Origin of the sequence: Sphingobacterium composti (assembly GCF_009829075.1) — a bacterium.
In the GTDB taxonomy this organism is placed as follows: domain Bacteria; phylum Bacteroidota; class Bacteroidia; order Sphingobacteriales; family Sphingobacteriaceae; genus Sphingobacterium; species Sphingobacterium composti.
This window is the reverse complement of record NZ_WUQZ01000005.1, coordinates 77,250-94,827: the sequence shown is the minus strand read 5'-3', so window position 1 is coordinate 94,827 and position 17,578 is coordinate 77,250. Positions and strand designations below refer to the sequence as shown.

Annotated in this window: 18 protein-coding genes and 1 pseudogene; 10 read left to right on the top strand and 9 right to left on the bottom strand. The window is 33.6% G+C overall.

Annotated features, from left to right (window positions below; translation table 11 throughout):
- Positions 1-103 precede the first annotated feature (103 nt).
- Complete coding sequence (gene gdhA, locus GOQ17_RS05360; RefSeq protein WP_159635908.1) at positions 104-1,435, bottom strand: NADP-specific glutamate dehydrogenase; 1,332 nt, start codon at positions 1,433-1,435, stop codon at positions 104-106.
- Positions 1,436-1,617: 182 nt separating this feature from the next.
- Between gdhA and GOQ17_RS05355 the strand changes: the two genes are divergently transcribed.
- On the top strand, positions 1,618-2,619 hold the full coding sequence (locus GOQ17_RS05355) for a D-cysteine desulfhydrase family protein (protein WP_159635905.1): 1,002 nt from the start codon (positions 1,618-1,620) through the stop codon (positions 2,617-2,619).
- Positions 2,620-2,622: 3 nt separating this feature from the next.
- On the opposite strand, the gene GOQ17_RS05350 is transcribed toward GOQ17_RS05355, so the two are convergent.
- Complete coding sequence (locus GOQ17_RS05350; RefSeq protein ID WP_159635902.1) at positions 2,623-3,525, bottom strand: cation diffusion facilitator family transporter; 903 nt, start codon at positions 3,523-3,525, stop codon at positions 2,623-2,625.
- An 829-nt stretch (positions 3,526-4,354) separates the two neighbouring features.
- Here GOQ17_RS05350 and GOQ17_RS05345 point away from each other — a divergent pair.
- Positions 4,355-4,648, top strand: a pseudogene (locus GOQ17_RS05345) (IS66 family transposase); the annotation flags it as partial.
- Positions 4,649-4,672: 24 nt separating this feature from the next.
- Here GOQ17_RS05345 and GOQ17_RS05340 read toward each other — a convergent pair.
- Positions 4,673-5,956, bottom strand: coding sequence for a Gfo/Idh/MocA family protein (locus GOQ17_RS05340; protein ID WP_159635899.1), 1,284 nt, complete (start codon positions 5,954-5,956; stop codon positions 4,673-4,675).
- A gap of 145 nt (positions 5,957-6,101) precedes the next feature.
- On the opposite strand from GOQ17_RS05340, the gene GOQ17_RS05335 reads away from it, so the two are divergent.
- The 3 genes from GOQ17_RS05335 (at position 6,102) to GOQ17_RS05325 (ending at position 9,205) form a co-directional block, all read left to right on the top strand.
- Positions 6,102-6,656, top strand: coding sequence for a lipocalin family protein (locus tag GOQ17_RS05335; RefSeq protein ID WP_236537063.1), 555 nt, complete (start codon positions 6,102-6,104; stop codon positions 6,654-6,656).
- A 112-nt stretch (positions 6,657-6,768) separates the two neighbouring features.
- Complete coding sequence (locus GOQ17_RS05330; protein ID WP_159635896.1) at positions 6,769-7,005, top strand: hypothetical protein; 237 nt, start codon at positions 6,769-6,771, stop codon at positions 7,003-7,005.
- 79 nt (positions 7,006-7,084) lie between these two features.
- On the top strand, positions 7,085-9,205 hold the full coding sequence (locus GOQ17_RS05325) for a catalase (protein WP_159635893.1): 2,121 nt from the start codon (positions 7,085-7,087) through the stop codon (positions 9,203-9,205).
- Positions 9,206-9,528: 323 nt separating this feature from the next.
- Here the strand turns inward: GOQ17_RS05325 and GOQ17_RS05320 are convergent, their stop codons facing one another.
- From GOQ17_RS05320 to GOQ17_RS05305, 4 genes are read right to left on the bottom strand one after another with little or no spacing between them, the layout of a single operon-like run.
- Positions 9,529-9,936 (bottom strand): NUDIX hydrolase, encoded by a 408-nt coding sequence (locus tag GOQ17_RS05320; RefSeq protein WP_159635890.1) that lies wholly within the window; start codon positions 9,934-9,936, stop codon positions 9,529-9,531.
- A gap of 5 nt (positions 9,937-9,941) precedes the next feature.
- A complete protein-coding gene (locus tag GOQ17_RS05315) occupies positions 9,942-10,661 on the bottom strand; it encodes a ThuA domain-containing protein (protein WP_159635887.1) in 720 nt (239 codons plus the stop codon).
- A 9-nt stretch (positions 10,662-10,670) separates the two neighbouring features.
- Complete coding sequence (gene aroB, locus GOQ17_RS05310; RefSeq protein ID WP_159635884.1) at positions 10,671-11,735, bottom strand: 3-dehydroquinate synthase; 1,065 nt, start codon at positions 11,733-11,735, stop codon at positions 10,671-10,673.
- A gap of 47 nt (positions 11,736-11,782) precedes the next feature.
- The gene (locus tag GOQ17_RS05305; protein ID WP_159635881.1) at positions 11,783-11,989 is read right to left on the bottom strand and encodes an RNA-binding S4 domain-containing protein; all 207 of its coding nucleotides are present in this window, start codon (positions 11,987-11,989) and stop codon (positions 11,783-11,785) included.
- 101 nt (positions 11,990-12,090) lie between these two features.
- Here GOQ17_RS05305 and GOQ17_RS05300 point away from each other — a divergent pair, with 101 nt between their 5' ends.
- On the top strand, positions 12,091-13,284 hold the full coding sequence (locus GOQ17_RS05300) for a proline dehydrogenase family protein (RefSeq protein ID WP_159635878.1): 1,194 nt from the start codon (positions 12,091-12,093) through the stop codon (positions 13,282-13,284).
- A gap of 58 nt (positions 13,285-13,342) precedes the next feature.
- On the top strand, positions 13,343-13,948 hold the full coding sequence (locus tag GOQ17_RS05295) for an HAD family hydrolase (protein WP_159635875.1): 606 nt from the start codon (positions 13,343-13,345) through the stop codon (positions 13,946-13,948).
- 12 nt (positions 13,949-13,960) lie between these two features.
- On the opposite strand, the gene GOQ17_RS05290 is transcribed toward GOQ17_RS05295, so the two are convergent.
- Positions 13,961-15,283 (bottom strand): hypothetical protein, encoded by a 1,323-nt coding sequence (locus GOQ17_RS05290; protein WP_159635872.1) that lies wholly within the window; start codon positions 15,281-15,283, stop codon positions 13,961-13,963.
- An 11-nt stretch (positions 15,284-15,294) separates the two neighbouring features.
- Positions 15,295-15,972, bottom strand: coding sequence for an RNA polymerase sigma factor (locus GOQ17_RS05285; RefSeq protein ID WP_236537062.1), 678 nt, complete (start codon positions 15,970-15,972; stop codon positions 15,295-15,297).
- A gap of 135 nt (positions 15,973-16,107) precedes the next feature.
- Here GOQ17_RS05285 and GOQ17_RS05280 point away from each other — a divergent pair, with 135 nt between their 5' ends.
- Genes GOQ17_RS05280 through GOQ17_RS05270 form a run of 3 tightly spaced genes read left to right on the top strand, consistent with a single transcriptional unit; the run spans position 16,108 to position 17,569 of the window.
- Positions 16,108-16,959, top strand: a complete 852-nt coding sequence (locus GOQ17_RS05280) for a universal stress protein (RefSeq protein ID WP_159635869.1) — start codon at positions 16,108-16,110, stop codon at positions 16,957-16,959.
- 9 nt (positions 16,960-16,968) lie between these two features.
- Entirely contained in the window at positions 16,969-17,217 is a 249-nt protein-coding gene (locus tag GOQ17_RS05275) for a hypothetical protein (protein WP_159635866.1), read from the top strand.
- 1 nt (position 17,218) lies between these two features.
- Entirely contained in the window at positions 17,219-17,569 is a 351-nt protein-coding gene (locus GOQ17_RS05270) for a helix-turn-helix domain-containing protein (RefSeq protein ID WP_159635863.1), read from the top strand.
- Positions 17,570-17,578 lie beyond the last annotated feature (9 nt).

The following is a 17,578-nucleotide window of genomic DNA, read 5'->3' as shown; positions in this document are numbered from 1 at the left end:
AAAATTATGAAATCAATTTGATTTTAGCTACCATTTTAAACGAAAAAGGAACATTCAAAAAATGTTCCTTTTTATAATATTTAGACGACTAAACTAGGGACAGCTATAACACGCCTTGCGCTTTCATGGATTCTGCTACTTTGATAAAGCCACCCAAATTTGCACCTTTTAAGTAATTGATGTATCCATCTTTTTCTTTACCATAGCGCAAACAAGTTTTATAGATATTTGCCATGATGTGTTTCAGTCTTTCATCAACTTTACTTGAGGACCATTGTTGACCTATAGAATTTTGAGACATTTCTAATCCGGAAACAGCAACACCACCAGCATTTGCAGCCTTTCCGGGTGCATATGCAATTTTAGCATCATGAAATACTTTTATCGCTTCAGCAGTAGATGGCATATTTGCACCTTCTGCAACACAAATACATCCATTAGATATTAAAGTAGTTGCATCTTGCTGATCCAATTCATTTTGAGTAGCACATGGCAATGCTATATCACATACAAATTGCCAAGGCTTTTGTCCTGCATGGAATGTAGCAGATGGATAGCGTTCTGGAAATTCGGCTAAATTTCTACCTAATTTAGCGATATATACTAGCTTCTCGTGCGTAAAACCATCTTTATCATAAATAGTACCTGTACTGTTAGATAATGTGATTACTTTAGCACCAAATGAAAGTGCTTTCTCAGCAGCATAAAATGCAACGTTGCCAGCTCCAGAAATAGACACAACTTTGCCGTCCAAAGTTTCATCGTTATTTTCAAAGATACTTTGAACGAAGTATAGCAATCCATATCCCGTAGCTTCTGGACGAATGTAAGAACCACCCCATTGCACCCCTTTACCTGTCAGGACACCTGTAAAATTGTTTTGAATACGCTTATACTGACCAAATAAATAACCTATCTCACGACCTCCAACTCCAATATCTCCAGCAGGTACATCAGTTTCTGCACCAATATGACGATAAAGCTCCGTCATAAACGATTGACAAAAGCGCATAATTTCATTGTCTGATTTTCCTTTTGGATCAAAGTTTGAACCGCCTTTACCTCCACCAATAGGAAGACTTGTTAATGCATTTTTAAACACTTGTTCAAATGCTAAAAACTTCAAAATGCTCAAATTGACAGTCGGAGAGAAACGTAAACCACCCTTGTAAGGACCAATGGCACTATTCATCTGAACACGATACCCTCTATTTACTTGGATATTGTTTTGATCATCAAGCCATGCAACTCGAAATGATACCACACGCTCCGGCTCTACTAATCTTTCTAATATTTTCAGATCAGCATATTCTGGGTGATATTCATTGATGTAGGGGATTAAGTCTTCTACAACTTCAGTCACTGCCTGCAAAAACTCAGGTTCATTAGGATTTTGTTTTTCGACGTAATCAATAAAGTTTTTAAGATTTAGCATTTTCTATTGATAGAATTGTATAAATTTAATGTGAAATTTACCAAATATACAATTAAATAGCCTATTTTGCCAATTATATAATCGATTTTTATGCTAAAGTCAAAAAATAATTTCAAGAACAATGTTTTGAATAATTATTTGGAAATTATAGATAAATTAGCAGAATCATACAATTCGTACGCATGAAAAGAATCAATTTGAAGAAGTATCCAAAAGTAAAATTAATCGATAATGCTTCGCCTATTCATTATTTAGAACATATAAGCAAAGTCCTTGAGGTGGATATATATATTAAAAGAGATGATTTATTTTCTGTTGGATTTGGCGGGAATAAACTTAGGAAATTAGAATATCTCATTGGCGATGCTAGGAAAAATAATGCTACACATATATTTACCATAGGCGCAATTCAATCTAATCATGCGCGTATGACGGCTATTGCGGCGCGAATGTTTGGTTTTGATATTGAATTATTCCTAAAGAAATCAGTGCCATTGAAAGAAAGTTCATATTTCGAAAATGGAAATATAATTTTAAATAATATTGTTAATACAACTATCCATGAGGTCAAAGACAATGAAAGCGCCTATAAAGCGATAGAAAAGCGAATTATTGAGTTAAAAAAGGAGGGCAGTAGACCTTATTTAATTCCAATAGGTGGCTCAAATGCATTAGGAACTTTAGGATATGTAGATTGTTATTTTGAAATTCTTAAGCAACAGGCTGACTTGAAGGTTGAGTTTGATTTGATTTGTTCGGCATCTGGATCTGGTGGGACTCATGGCGGCTTAGTAGTAGGAAATGCACTGTCTAATAGAAAAACAGAAATAAAAGCTTATAACGTAGAACCAGATCAAGGTCAATTGCGCGCACATACATTAGCGATTGCTAATGAGGCAATGAATTTATGTGATACGGACACAAATCTTTCGCTATCGGATATACAAATTACAAATGAATACGCTGGAAAAACCTACGGTATACCAGAAGACTTCCACATTGATACGATTAAGTTTTTAGCCAAATACCAAGGCATATTTTTGGACCCTGTTTACACATCAAAAGCATTTACAGGGCTACTTATGGATATTAAGACCAATGTGATTAAAAAAGGGCAGAAGGTTCTTTATATTCACACTGGGGGTGCACCAGGTATCTTTGCCTACCCACAATATTTTAAATAAATACTATTTAGATAATGTATTGTAAACTATAGGATTAAACGGTTCAATATGAACGAATACATTTGAAATTTCAGGCATTTCAGACATTAAATAATCTTTTAAATTATGCGCTATATCATGTCCTTGTTTTACTGTATAATCAGCTGGAACTATAGCGTGAATATCAACCAGAAATGACATGCCATTTTTACGCACAAAACATTTTTCTGTATCTAATATACCATTGACATTTAAGGATTTATCTTTAATCAAATCAACCATTTCCTCATAGAGATTTTCGTCCATAATTTCACCTAAGGCCGGGCGAAATATACGATAACAGTTATAAAGAATAAAACCAGAAGCAAAAAGGGCAGCCCAGTCGTCTGCGGACTGATATCCATCACCAAGTAGAAGTGCCATTGAAATACCAACAAATGCTGCAACAGAAGTTATAGCGTCACTACGATGATGCCAAGCGTCTGCTTTTAAAGAGCTACTGTTTAAAGTTTTTGCTCTTCGCATAACAACTTGATAACTTATTTCTTTCCATATAATAATTAATCCCAACACAATTAGAGTCCAAGACTCAGGCCCATCATGAGGAGTTTGAATGTTAATAATACTTTTATGTGCGATAAATGTAGCTGAAATAACTAAAAAAATCACAACAATAAATGTTATTAAAGGCTCGATACGACCGTGTCCATAAGGATGCGTTTTGTCCGCTGGACGCTCTGAATATTTTATACCTAATAGAACTAGAATGGATGAGAAAATATCAGACGTAGATTCAATAGCATCAGCAATCAATGCAAAGGAGTTGCCGAAGAAACCCGCCAGCCACTTAATCAAAGCCAAGCCAAAACTTCCTAAGATGCTAAAGTAGATTGTTTTTTTTGCTTTTTGTGATTGTGGCGTTGACATATAGCAATATTAATATTTTACAAAATAAATCAATATTACTTGAATAAAAGATTAAAGTTTTGAACATGATTATTTGATGAAATGAACAATGAAAGGTGAGTGTCAAACACTTCTATTTAACATAATATAAATTATAGGACAATTTTATTATATATTGCTTTAGCTCGAATAATAGTAATAATCAATTTAGTATCTTTGTAATTATTACTTTTGGTTTAGTAAAACCAATGTTTAATTTTCATTATTTATCAAATGAAAATTGCATAGCTCAGCCTTTGCATATCAACGAACAAAATCACTTAGAAAAAATTAAAAAGGAAATTGATAAAGAAAATTTCGTGCAAGCTATAGATATATGTGAAAAATCTTTAGCTGAATCAAAAAAAATATCTAAAATTTACGCTGTAAATCTTCACATATTATTAATAACAGCATTAAATTATAATGAACAATATGAGAATGCATTATTGGAATCTGAAAAATTGTATGAAGAAAACAATAAAATTTTGGTCAATGATTTAGTATTACTCAAAAACTTCTATTACCAACGGGCATACAGTTATAACGGCTTGCATAATCAAAAATACGAGATTGAATACACGCTAAAAGCTTTAACAGTGATGCAGGCAAACCCTCTCCTTTTCAATAATGCCGATTTTATAAATATTTATAATGATTTATATTATTATCAAAACAATTATGATGATATCGAAGGGATGTCTAATACATTTCTGCAATATGTTAAATTTTATAATGAAAATTTCGATAGGATTGCATCTGAAACGTCACCCTATGCAAGGCGGGTTTTACGAAAAATGCAGCATATGCCAGATGGGATGCGCTATCAGCATACCTGTATGATGGGAATCTACTTATTGACAATAATCTTGTGGAGAACGCTATTCGCCCCATTGCGCTCGGCCGGAAAAATTACCTCTTCGCAGGAAGCCATGAAGCAGCACAACGTGCAGCGATGATTTACTCATTTTTGGCTATCTGCAAAAAGCATGATGTTAACCCTTTTTAGTGGTTAATGAATACCCTGCAAAACATCATGTCAATAAACCATAAAAACTTAAAGGATCTTTATCCGCAGAACTTTAAAAAATCAACAGAACTGTAGTTCATAGGACGGATACGAATAATTTTAAATATTAGGTATCTTATATCCATTATGATACTTTGCTGCCAGATAAGAATTTGATTCCTCATCGGTAAATTTTTTCTTATTATTATCCCAATATATTTTTTTGCCTGTACGGTATGCTATGTTTCCCATTTGAGACACTGTAGCCACATGACTGCCTGCTTCAATTGGTGCATTCACTAAAGTTTTATCTTTCTTTATAATGGCATCAATGAAGTTTTGCATATGCTTTTCTAAACCATTATCTTGAGCTTTTTGTAAAGGGATCGCGTCCATCTTATTTCTATCTGGAATCACCTCCCATCCACCTCTATTCACAACCAATGTACCATTATTTCCTATAAATGCAATACCATGATCTCGATTATATGGTCCCGAGCCAATACCTAATGCATGCTCCCACTGAATATTAAAATCGTCAAATTCATACATCGCGGTTAAAGTATCCGGAGTTTCGGCAGCAGTATTAGGATCTGCATATACACCACCTGATGCGACTATCGATTTTGGAACTGAAGCTTTCATACCCATAAGTGCATAATCAATAAGATGCACTCCCCAGTCGGTCATTAAGCCTCCTGCATAATCCCAAAACCATCTAAATTCAAAGTGAAAACGATTAATATTGAAGTTCCTTTTTTGCGCTGGACCTAACCATTTGTTATAATCCACCCCAGAAGGAACAGGGCTATCAGGTTTCTTAATTATAGGATCTTTCCACCCAACATATGACCATGCTTTTGCTAATCGAACTTTCCCCAACTTTCCCGAATGAACAAAACTTATAGCATCTTTAAAATGTTGTTGGCTTCTTTGCCATTGACCTACTTGGACTATACAATTGGACTTTGCAGCGGCTGCGACCATTACTTCACATTCTTTTATGGAATTACCTACAGGCTTTTCAATATATACATGTTTTCCAGCTTTTATAGCATCAATAAATTGTAAACAATGCCAATGATCGGGAGTTGCAATGATTACAGCATCGACATTTTTATCTTTTAATAACTCATTGTGGTCATTATAAATTTTGACTTGAATACTTTTATCCTTTAATTCTTTCTGTCTTTTTGTTAATATATTATTATCTGCATCACAAAGTGCAGTACAAATTACGTTTTCGACTTTTAATAAGGCATTCAGGTTAGACCATCCCATTCCATTTACACCAATTAGCGCTACCCTTACTTTTGTTTGAAGAATAGATGATGCATGAGAAGATGAATATATAGAAGTAGCAGCCAATAAAGCACCAGCTTTCAAAAAGTTTTTACGATTCATAATAGTAGTTTATAACTACCAATGTAATAAAATTATGAATCGAATTTATATACCATAGTTCAAGCAACCAATATGTTACATAAATAAGTTTCCTCAACGTGTCGAACAAACTACCTATTTGGTTGTTTATGTATAAAAAATTTACATGATGAAAAACTTTCCGAAATTTACGCTTATAGCAAGCTTATTAGGCTGCTTTATTCTTTTATCTTGCCAATCAATACCTAAAGGAGCAACTGTCGTTCAGAATTTTGATGCTCAAAAATATACAGGGACTTGGTACGAAATAGCAAGAATAGATTTTAAACAAGAAAGAAATCTAAATAACACTGTCGCACAGTATACTTTGAAAGACAATGGCGATATAAAAGTGGTTAATTCTGGATATAACTATATAAAGGAAGAATGGAAAGATGCTGTGGGTAATGCAAAATTCCGAGGAAAAGCATCAGAAGGTGCATTGAAAGTTTCATTCTTTGGTCCATTCTATTCTGGCTATAATGTTTTTGCAGTAGACAAAGAGTACAAATATGCTTTAGTCGGAGGAAAAAACTATGATTATTTATGGATTTTATCTAGAGAAAAATCAATCCCGGAACAAATGAAACAGAAATATCTAAAAATAGCAACAGACTTTGGATATAACGTAAGTGATTTGATTTGGATTGAGCATAATAAAGATAATCCATTTGTCAAATAATATAACCAATGTGGCTAAAGAAATCCTCATGTAGATTATAAACTTATACGATTTACAAAACAAAAATTTTAATTACGATGTTATAAGTGCATAACTAAGTAAATGAACAATTATGGCACTAACAACAGGTAATGAAGACCAATTAACAAAAGCGGTCGAAAAAGAAACTTCTAAAATCCCTTCTATCTTATTTTTAGGGGCAGCACTTGGGGCAATAGCCGTATCCGCAGCACTTAAATGTGCAAAAGGAAAAGACGACAAAGATGCCTTATTTATAGGTCAGTGGGTAGCTCCTTTCCTTTTATTAGGAATCTACAACAAAATCGTGAAAACTGAAGGACACGATTAATCACATTTATTATCAATAGATTAAGCTGAATCAAAAATGGATTCAGCTCAATCATTATTTACATTCACTTATATAGACCATGAAAGAAAAGGAAACTAATAAAAAGATTGATATTATAAACAAAAATCTCGTAGATAACAGCAATAAGCCATTGACTACGAATGATGGTGTTCACATTCACGACAATAACAATACGTTAAAAGCTGGAGAGAGAGGTCCTTCGTTGTTAGAGGATTTTATTTACCAAGATAAATTAGCACATTTTGATAGAGAAAGAATTCCTGAGCGAGTCGTACATGCGAGAGGTTCGGGAGCACATGGTATTTTTGAGGCTACTGCTGATATTTCAAAATATACGAAAGCCAAATTTCTAAAAAAAGGAACTGTAACACCTCTTTTTTTAAGATTTTCTACGGTAGCAGGTTTCAAAGGTTCAACAGACTTAGCGCGTGATGTCAGAGGTTTTTCGGTAAAATTCTATACAGAAGAAGGTAATTACGACCTAGTAGGAAATAATATTCCAGTCTTCTTTATTCAAGATGCGATGAATTTCCCTGACTTGGTACATGCTGTCAAGCCTGAGCCAAATAATGAGATGCCACAAGCGGCTTCTGCACACGATACTTTTTGGGATTTTGTATCTCTAATGCCCGAGTCAGCACATATGGTGATGTGGGCAATGTCGGACAGAGCTATTCCACGATCATTAAGAATGATGGAAGGTTTTGGGGTTCATACCTTCAAATTTGTAAATGAAGAAGGCAAAGGAACATTTGTTAAATTTCATTGGAAACCAAAATTAGGAGTACATCAGGTTGCATGGCAAGAGGCGCAGAAAATTTCTGGTTATGATGCAGATTTTCATAGAAGAGACCTTTGGGAAGCAATTGAAAAAGGAAGTTATCCTCAATGGGATTTGGGTGTCCAATTGATTCCTGAAGAAGATGAGCTAAAATATTCCTTTGATATTTTGGACCCGACAAAAATAATTCCAGAAGAACTTGTGCCTGTACAAATTATAGGTAGGATGACTTTGAATAGAAATCCAGAAAATTTCTTCGCCGAAACCGAACAAATTGCTTTTGACCCGGGTCGATTAGTGCCAGGTATTGACTTTAGTAATGACCCTCTCCTACAAGGGCGCGTATTTTCTTATGCAGATACCCAAAATTATAGATTAGGGGGGCCAAATTTCCATGAATTACCTATCAACAGACCTGTAAATGGAAAATTCAACAATCAGAAAGATGGGTTTGGTAGACAGGATGTTCTTAAAGGAAATGTATCCTATTTTCCAAATAGTTTGGGCGGAGGCTGTCCTTACCATGCAATGCTAAAAGGTGAAAAAGGATTTGAATCTCATGCAGAAAAAATTGACGCAAAAAAAATTAGGGGTCGCTCCTCTTCTTTTGCGGACCATTTTACGCAAGCAAGATTATTCTTCCAATCCCAATCCCCTGCTGAGCAAGATCATATAATTTCTGCTTACAGTTTTGAATTGTCAAAGATTAATAGCGTAGACATTCGTCGTCGTGAGTTAGCTATTTTAAATCAAATAGATGAAAAATTGGCTAAAGCAGTTGGGGATAATTTGGGGATTGAGCCACCAAAAGAATTGGATAAATTAACTTTACAATTTGCTAGTCAAAATCATCCCAATTACCCTATTCAAGCACCAAAACCTGAAGTAACGAAATCCAAGGCGCTGAGCATGGAAGTAAAACCTGGTGAAGGTAATATCAAAACCAGAAAAGTTGCCTTCTTAGTAGATAATGGTGTTAGTAAAGCAAGTATAGATATAATGAAATCGGCTTTGGAAGCTGAAGGTGCTGAAGCAGTTTTGATTAGTACAAAAGTTGGAAAGCTTAAATTTAAAGAAGGCGGTGATGAAGAAATTCAATTTACGTACTTAACCGAAGCTTCTGTGTGCTATGATGCATTTTATACACCAGAAGGTGATTCGGTTAAAACCTTAGCCGATGAACCGGATTACTATCAATTTATTAATGAAGCTTATAGACATTGTAAAGCAATCGCTTTCGCCAAAGGAGCAGAAGAACTAATCAAGCAATCCTTGATAAAAGATATTGATAATGGTGTTATTTTAGAATCAAAAGGAAATCTTACGAAAGACTTTATTCATATCATGAAAGGTCATCGTATTTGGGAAAGAGAAAAAGCACGCAAAGTAGCGGTTTAATTTTTCCAATGCAACCAAACTTATTTTATAATTTTTAGATTATTTAATAACAAAAATACAGCTCTTATATTGAAGAGCTGTATTTTTTAATAAACAGATAGTGTGTGATAAATTCGACTTGAAGATTTACTAATCTTTAATCTAAGTTGACGACACAATGTTAAATAATTATTAAATAATTTAAAAAGTATTTAGTAATATTTAACTAAACATTGTAGTCGAAGCACTACACTATATGTAATCATCCCTTTTTTGCTTTTATATCAAATAGTTTTAAAAACAAATTGCGTTTAATTAAAATATAACAACATTCTTATAAGAAATTAAAATTTCAGCCAAATTGGCAGAGCAAATTCTTTTAAAAGATGAGCTAATAGAAAATTATGGTATTCATTTTTACGTATAAATCGAACTTCTTCCAATTCTGCATTAGCATTCGGTAATATCAACAAAGGACGCATTAACACAAATATATTACCTTGCACTATAGTATTCGTCTCATTAACTGCTTTTGTCTCATGTTGCCCTAAATATTTAAAATCAGTAGCATCAAAAGTCAGATTTAGTTCTTCCTTCAACTCGCGCACTAGTGTGTTTGAATAACTTTCATTCGATTCTACTTTTCCTCCAGGAAGCATAAAGAATTTAGAATTCTTTTTGCGAACTACCAACAAGTCTTTATCTGCATTTAAGAGCAATGCAGAGGCAATAATAATTTTTGAGGCAGACATAAAAATTACTTGATTTTTAAGGCGTATTTGACACCACCTAATATATGTTTTTGGAATAATTCAGAATCGTAAGATTCATCTGTATGACCCAACCCAGTATAAAATGATCTACCCCCATCAAACTCTTGAAACCAAGCTATTGGATGAAATTTCCCCATTTTACCACCTTTGTAAGTCGTTTCATCTAATGTCATTAAGATGTTCAGACCGTCCTTTATGTCCTTAAAATCATACCATTCATCCCGATGAACCCATGTATTTTGCAAATGTGCAGTCGCTGGATGAGTACGATTTAGCACGTCAATCCTTGCTTCCTGAACTTCTGGGTGGCTGGCAAAATAACCTCCGACTAGCGCACCATACCAAGGCCAATTATACTCTGTGTCAGAAGCAGCGTGAATACCTACATATCCCTTTCCTGATTGGATAAAACGCTGAAAATTCTTCTTTTGACTGTCGTCAAGAATATCACCTGTTGTATTCAAGAAGATAATAGCATCGTATTTTTTTAGACTATCAGCATGAAAATGAATAGCATCTTCAGAATGTTTAAAATTTATTCCTTGCTTAGTCAATAACTTCGAAACTGTAGCAACTCCTTTTGGAATACTTTGGTGCCTAAATCCTGTAGTTTTAGAGAAAATCAATACAGATTTTTTTTCTTGAGCAGCCACGGAAGCTACAAATGAAAAGGCCACTAACAAAAAGGAATAGATACTTTTCATAATAAGTACTTATTTAGTAATATTCAAATAGTAATCTAATGACGCTTTAATATCGTCTTCGGCTACATATATATTATATGTGCAATCACCTATTGATTTTAACAAAGCAAAACCTATCTTGTTGTCTTCATTTTTTTTATCGTTTTTCATCAAATCCAAGAATACGTCATACTGCTCTTGTGTATAGGTATATTTTGGATATTTAGAAATAAATGTTCCAGTTATATCTTGAAGAGATTCCTCTGATAAACCAGTAAATTTATGAGACAACCATGCTTCACATATCATACCAATGGCGATTGCTTCTCCATGTAATAAAGGGTTTTCATCATTATAAAGTGAATACCCCTCAATTGCATGACCGATGGTATGACCAAAATTCAAAATTTTACGAAGACCTTTTTCGGTAGGATCTTGTGTAATAACGGAGTTTTTAATTTCTACTGATCTATAAATTATATCTTGTGAAACGTTTTCCAAACATACAGACTTACATTTTAAATATAAATCCTTATCCTGGATTAAACCATGTTTAATAACTTCTGCAAAACCAGATACAAGTTGCCTATCATCCAAAGTTTGCAAAAATTGTGTACTAATGAAGACGGCTTGTGGTTGCGTGAATGTACCTATGATATTTTTGACATTATCCAAATCAATGCCAGTCTTACCACCTACAGAAGCATCTACTTGCGACAGTAAAGTGGTCGGTATCTGAATAAAATCAATTCCTCTCTTGTATGTAGAAGCGGCAAAACCTCCCATATCTGTTACGACGCCACCACCAAGATTTATCATTAATGCTTTACGGTCAGCTCCAAAATCCAACATGGTCTTCCAAACCCCAATACAAAAATCTATATTCTTATTTTCTTCTCCTGGATCTACTTCGATAATATCATAATGAATTAAATCAGGAATTGCATTTTGCAATACAGGTAAACAATTATCGTTGGTGTTTCTATCAACTAAAACCAAAACTTGAGAATATCCCCGCTCTTCAATAAATGGTAAAAGTGATTCAAGATTTTCTTCAAAATATACGTTGTATCCTAAACTTTGGATTGCTTGCATGTTGTATGTATAAATATAATGTTACAAAGGTAAAGATAGAAATAATATTAAATGATTTGGACTTTCATCCCGTCAAATTCGATGATATCTCCTTGTCTCACCTTCAATCTTTTGCGGTAATCCACTTCCCCATTGTACTTTACTAATCCCTCATCTACCATACGCTGTGCCATGCCACCGTGCTCTACCCAGTTCAATGCTTTCAACAATTGAATCATGGGTATAAATTCTCCTTCTAATTTGAATGTTTGCATAAACAAAAATAAACCAAAAATATACCAATTCTATCCATATGAGCATAAAAAGTTCAAAATATATTTATTATAGTCTATTTTTGTTTAGATAAAAACTGTAGATGATGATAGTTAAGGAATCCCTATTGAATTTTGAAAATACGGAAATAGCATTTAAAAATAAGAGCGATAAAGATTTAGAAAGAGCATATTGGCTATTTAAAATGATAGCTTCAAATACACTTATCAAAATTGGAACTCCTATAACTAATTTTTCCTTGAATATTGGCCTTCCTATTCAAGGAATTATTCGTAATACTATTTACAAGCAATTTTGTGGTGGTGAAACCATTGAAGGTTGTGCACAAGCAATAGCTGATCTTGGAAAAGGAAATGTTACCACAATATTAGATTATTCTGTCGAGGGAGAAGAATCCGAAGATAGTTTTGATGCTTGCTGTCAAGAAGTTTTGGCTAGTGTTGCCTATGCTAAAACTAATAAGTTGATTTCCTTCTGTGTATTCAAACCTACAGGTGTCGGAAGATTTGATTTATTAGCAAAAATTGATGCTAAGCAAGTATTGACAGAGGAAGAAAAAACTGAGTTCGCAAGGGTTCTTAAACGTTGTGATGCTATTTGTAAAGCTTGTTATGAAGCTGGAATACCTGTACTGGTAGATGCGGAACATTCGTGGATTCAAGATACAATCGATGATATAGCACGCGAACTAATGGAGCGTTACAATAAACAAAAACCTATTGTATATAACACTTATCAATTGTATAGACACGATAAGTTAGCCTCTTTAAAAGCTGATTTCGCTTATGCTGAAAAGCAAGGATTTTATTTAGGTGCAAAAATAGTTCGTGGTGCGTATATGGAAATTGAGCGTGAGCGTGCCGAAGAAATTGGGTACCCTTCTCCTATTCAACCGACCAAGAATGCTTCAGATAATGATTATAATCAAGCGATTTTATTCTCGTTAGATCATATCGATCGTATAGGATTGATGGCAGGTACACATAACGACCAAAGTAGTATGCTATTAGCTACGGAAATGGATAAACGTGGTATAGCGCACAATCATCCGCATGTTTTCTTTGCTCAATTATTAGGTATGTCAGATAATCTATCTTTCAATTTGGGTGCAGCGGGATATAATGTTGCTAAGTACATGCCTTATGGGCCAGTAAAAGCTGTTATGCCTTATTTATTCCGTAGAGCACAAGAAAATACTTCTGCTGCAGGACAAACAAGTAGAGAGCTAAGTTTAATCATTAAGGAAAAACAACGACGTAAATCTTCAAAAAAATAGAAATAATGGCTGTATATTTACAGTCATTATTTGTTAGTAGACAATCCTAAACTTTAAAATGAATAACGAAGATAGATTCAATAAACTAAGTGCATTAGCTGAACCTTATAAAGCGCTACTTTTTGACGTAGATGGAACTTTAGCCGACAACATACATGCACATAAAGCTGCATATGTGGCAGTTTCAAAAGAATATGGAGTAGATTTGGATCCTAATTTGATTGATGAAACTGCGGGCTGGCCAACTATTGCTGTTGCGCGTGAAGTGTGCAAAAGATATAATGTTGAATTTGATGTAGAAGCATACTCTAAACGAAAATCAGAAATCTTTATTGAAGAATTTATCCATAAAACTGAACCTATAGAATACGTAAGACAAGTTCTTTTTTCTAATTTAGGTAAAAAGAAAATAGGAATTGTTTCTGGAGGAAGTCGTTCTACTTTAGATATTACATTAGAGGTTATTGATGTCAAAGGTAAGTATCAGGCCATGGTATGTGCTGGAGATACATTAAATGGTAAACCTTCGCCTGAACCTTTTTTACTTTGTGCGAAACAATTAGATGTTGAACCAAGTAATTGTTTGGTGTTTGAAGATGGTGATCCAGGGGTAAAAGGAGCTATTGCAGCGGGTATGGGCTGGGTGCGAATTGATCAATTATAATTCGCACACTATCTAAAAACTCGTAATAATTCTTATTCCACTATTGGTGTAATCCAAATCTGATTTTCGGAATTGTCCCAATGGTACCTTAACGAATGGTTCAACTGAAAGCGACATCTTGTTATTCATATTAACCTTTTTGCCAATAGAAAAATTTGCAAATCCATTAAAGCCGTTGGGATTTACATTCTCTTGTAGAGATTTGACTGTCTTGACCTGAGGCTTATTTAAATCTTGTGCAGCATTAGGAATCAATGTGGCTTTATCTTGCAGGGAAAAAGCTCCTACATTTTCGATATATTGTGCTTCGCGCTGCTGATTAATGATAGCTGAGTACGAAATACCAGCTGATGAATAGAAACCTTTATTGAAATTATATTTAATATCTAATGGTATTTCTAGCGCTTCAACTTTACCCATAACCGCATTTACATTTGGTAAAATCATCTGTTGTTTGGCTGCAAAGTTCAATTCGCCCGCAAGCGGTGAATTTTGATATACATTATCCATACTGATCATTTCTGCATTTGCCATCTCTAAAGGATCTTTTACTACACCTACAGTATAGGAATTGTATGAAGTTCCTGTTCGTATACTGATTTTCGGTGTTAATGCATAAGAAACCAAAAAACCTGCTCCTACGTCAAATTTATCCGCAGTACGTTGTGGTGAAACAAAAAGCCCTAACTGAAATTTCTCTCCCAAAGACATCAAACTTGATTTTGGTAAATTATCCACATTACGATTCATATCTGCATTAGCAGTCCGATGAGCTAGAGTTGTAATCGATGGTTTAATTTGCACAGGAGTTATTTCGCTAGTAATATTATGTTTATACCCAGAAATTACTGGTTTTATAGTATTCAGTGAAACTATGTTTGTTAACATAGATTTATTATCAATTAAATCTGATTCTTGAATTCCAGCAACAGTAGATATATCTTCTAGCATTTTTTCAGTGCTAGTGTTAATTCTTGATATTGAAGCAATTGGATTATTTGACTTAATAGCTTCTTCTGATGCAGCTACTTCGATATTAGTATGTGATTGTACATCTAATGGACTTTCTTTATGATCTGGTATACTAGATACTAATTCAGTTTGTACTGAAGGAATTAATGTTGACTGTTGAGATTGATATAAATATAAAGAGGCACCTAACATCAACAAACCTGCAGCAGCAATGGATGCCATTCTCTTGAAAGAAATAACTTTCGTTGCAGGTGCTGTACCATAATGTGCTGCATATTTCTCCCAAGCTCCTTCACGGTAAGGAATTTCCTGCTTTTCTTTTAATTTAGCTTTAATATCTTCTATTAAATCCTTATTGCTCATATATGTAGATATTAACCAACTTTAATTTTATTCAATACTTCGAATTGTTCTTGATACAATGATCTCAATTTTGCTTTTGCCCTAGTCAAATATGTTCTCGATGTACTATCAGGAATATTTAACTGTTTACTTATTTCATCATGCGAGTATCCTTCTATTTCATATAGATTGAATATCATACGTTGAATTTCGGGCAATTTATTTAGTAATGCTAGTATATCATTAACTTCCAAATTACTAGACATGGAGACAGCGTTACTCTCTATATCTATTTCATTGATATCATCAATATCAAGTGTAATTTTCTGAGCTCTTAATTTGTCGATAGATGTATTGACAGTGATACGTGCGATCCAACCTTTGAATGATTTCTCTAATGCTTTCTCATCCGTAAGAATTTCGAAATTTGATAATTTTCTAAAAATCTTAACAAAGCTTTCATTAACAATATCTTCAGCTTCCATTTCATTCTTGACATATCGCAACGAAACTGCCATCATATAACCGTAGAAACGTTTATACAGAAATGATTGACTTCGTTCACTTTGTCGCACAAGACAATCTTCCAATGCTGATTTCAACGTCAGTGGACTATTTCTTTTGAAATATCTCGAAACTATACTCACTCGTGCAGATGAACTTGGTCTTTTCTCAATTTCTAAAGTTAAAGAATTATTATTGATAATCACTTTGCTACCATGTTATACCATAATAACGAACTATCTTTAAAGTATGCTACATCATATATAAAAATAATTTGCATCAATCTTACATATTGATAAAGAGTTGATATTTGCCTATATTTAGTAAAAAGAGATTCTGCTATGAAACATATATTACTACCAACAGATTATTCTCATCAGGCAAATAATGCCTTTTTCTATGCATTACAACTTGCCAACAAGCTTAATGTAAAATTATATGTTCTCTTTTCTTATATTCCTCCAGTACTATCAGCTGCACATGCGGGACAGCCTGAAATGTTAAGCTCAGTATATCAAGAAATTGAAAATTCAAGAATCGAATATTCTAACCGTAAGAATAAAGATCTTTTAAATGAAGCATTACAGAAAAATATTAATACGGGAAAAGTTGAATTTTTATTCGAGCATGGAACAGTATTAGGAAGTGTCAAAAAAGTATTAAGTGATTTTGACATTAGCCTAATTGTCATGGGTGTTTACGGTTCAACTGGTTTCAGTAATGAATTTATGGGAAGTAATACGACTGATGTGATTCGAAATGTAACTTTGCCTGTAATGGCGATACCAGCAAATGCCCAATATAAATCTATAAATAAAATTGGATTTACAACCTTGTTTAAGGATAAAGATTTCTCCGCTTTACAACAAATAGTGGATATAAGCAATATTGTAGATGCAAAAGTTGTCTGTGTAAACGTGAATGATGGTAGCATGCATACTGAGGATATACTATTACACGCTGAAAATTGGATTAAAAATTTTAAAAATCAAGATTTAAACTTTGTATTTCTTGAAAAAGAAAATTCGGTTGAAGAAACTGTAAATAGATTCATTTTAGATAACGAGATAGATGTACTAGCAATAGTACGTCGTAATAGGAATTTTTTCGATAGGTTAATGAGTTCTAGTTTGTCTACAAAACTTACATTTCACTCAGAAATACCTATATTCGTTTTTCATGAAGCGAAATAGTTGGACAAGATGAATATTCAAATTATACTAAACAATCTTAATGCGCAACAACTTTTAGATGCGAAAATCAAAAAATATACTTTGCTTACTGATGAAAAAATGATCGAGCAAGGCGCACTTTTTTTTGTGCCGCTAGGGAGCAATAAAGAAATAAAAATCGTAATCCCAGCTCCATCACATCAGCATTTTTTGAATGATGAATCTAAGATTACTTATAAAAACTTACTAGCACAAAAAGAAATTATTATTCTAAAATAATATGGCATCTGCTGGCAAGAAATTATTGAAACAATATTTTGATTTATTAGATCAGCACATTGATAATGTAGTTAATCATGTGGAAGAAGAATTTTTGGAAATAAATCAAATTGCCGAAAAACTAAATATTTCTCATGGTCATCTAACTGAAACTCTTCAGAAAGAAACAGGACATCATCCTTGTCATTATTATGACTTAAAAATAATTGACGCTGCAAAACGACTGCTTTCTGACAAGAGTAAATCGGTTGCCGATGTTGCTCGAACACTCACATACGACCCTTCAAACTTTTCTAAGTTTATCAAAAAATTCACTGGATTAACACCTGGCGAATTGAGAAAACAACTATAACTATTTAAC

Bases quoted from the DNA above. Each gene is read 5' to 3' on its own strand.
- gdhA (WP_159635908.1), bottom strand. From the start codon at position 1,435: ATGCTAAATCTTAAAAACTTTATTGATTACGTCGAAAAACAAAATCCT.
- GOQ17_RS05355 (WP_159635905.1), top strand. From the start codon at position 1,618: ATGAAAAGAATCAATTTGAAGAAGTATCCAAAAGTAAAATTAATCGAT.
- GOQ17_RS05350 (WP_159635902.1), bottom strand. From the start codon at position 3,525: ATGTCAACGCCACAATCACAAAAAGCAAAAAAAACAATCTACTTTAGC.
- GOQ17_RS05340 (WP_159635899.1), bottom strand. From the start codon at position 5,956: ATGAATCGTAAAAACTTTTTGAAAGCTGGTGCTTTATTGGCTGCTACT.
- GOQ17_RS05335 (WP_236537063.1), top strand. From the start codon at position 6,102: ATGATGAAAAACTTTCCGAAATTTACGCTTATAGCAAGCTTATTAGGC.
- GOQ17_RS05330 (WP_159635896.1), top strand. From the start codon at position 6,769: ATGGCACTAACAACAGGTAATGAAGACCAATTAACAAAAGCGGTCGAA.
- GOQ17_RS05325 (WP_159635893.1), top strand. From the start codon at position 7,085: ATGAAAGAAAAGGAAACTAATAAAAAGATTGATATTATAAACAAAAAT.
- GOQ17_RS05320 (WP_159635890.1), bottom strand. From the start codon at position 9,936: ATGTCTGCCTCAAAAATTATTATTGCCTCTGCATTGCTCTTAAATGCA.
- GOQ17_RS05315 (WP_159635887.1), bottom strand. From the start codon at position 10,661: ATGAAAAGTATCTATTCCTTTTTGTTAGTGGCCTTTTCATTTGTAGCT.
- aroB (WP_159635884.1), bottom strand. From the start codon at position 11,735: ATGCAAGCAATCCAAAGTTTAGGATACAACGTATATTTTGAAGAAAAT.
- GOQ17_RS05305 (WP_159635881.1), bottom strand. From the start codon at position 11,989: ATGCAAACATTCAAATTAGAAGGAGAATTTATACCCATGATTCAATTG.
- GOQ17_RS05300 (WP_159635878.1), top strand. From the start codon at position 12,091: ATGATGATAGTTAAGGAATCCCTATTGAATTTTGAAAATACGGAAATA.
- GOQ17_RS05295 (WP_159635875.1), top strand. From the start codon at position 13,343: ATGAATAACGAAGATAGATTCAATAAACTAAGTGCATTAGCTGAACCT.
- GOQ17_RS05290 (WP_159635872.1), bottom strand. From the start codon at position 15,283: ATGAGCAATAAGGATTTAATAGAAGATATTAAAGCTAAATTAAAAGAA.
- GOQ17_RS05280 (WP_159635869.1), top strand. From the start codon at position 16,108: ATGAAACATATATTACTACCAACAGATTATTCTCATCAGGCAAATAAT.
- GOQ17_RS05275 (WP_159635866.1), top strand. From the start codon at position 16,969: ATGAATATTCAAATTATACTAAACAATCTTAATGCGCAACAACTTTTA.
- GOQ17_RS05270 (WP_159635863.1), top strand. From the start codon at position 17,219: ATGGCATCTGCTGGCAAGAAATTATTGAAACAATATTTTGATTTATTA.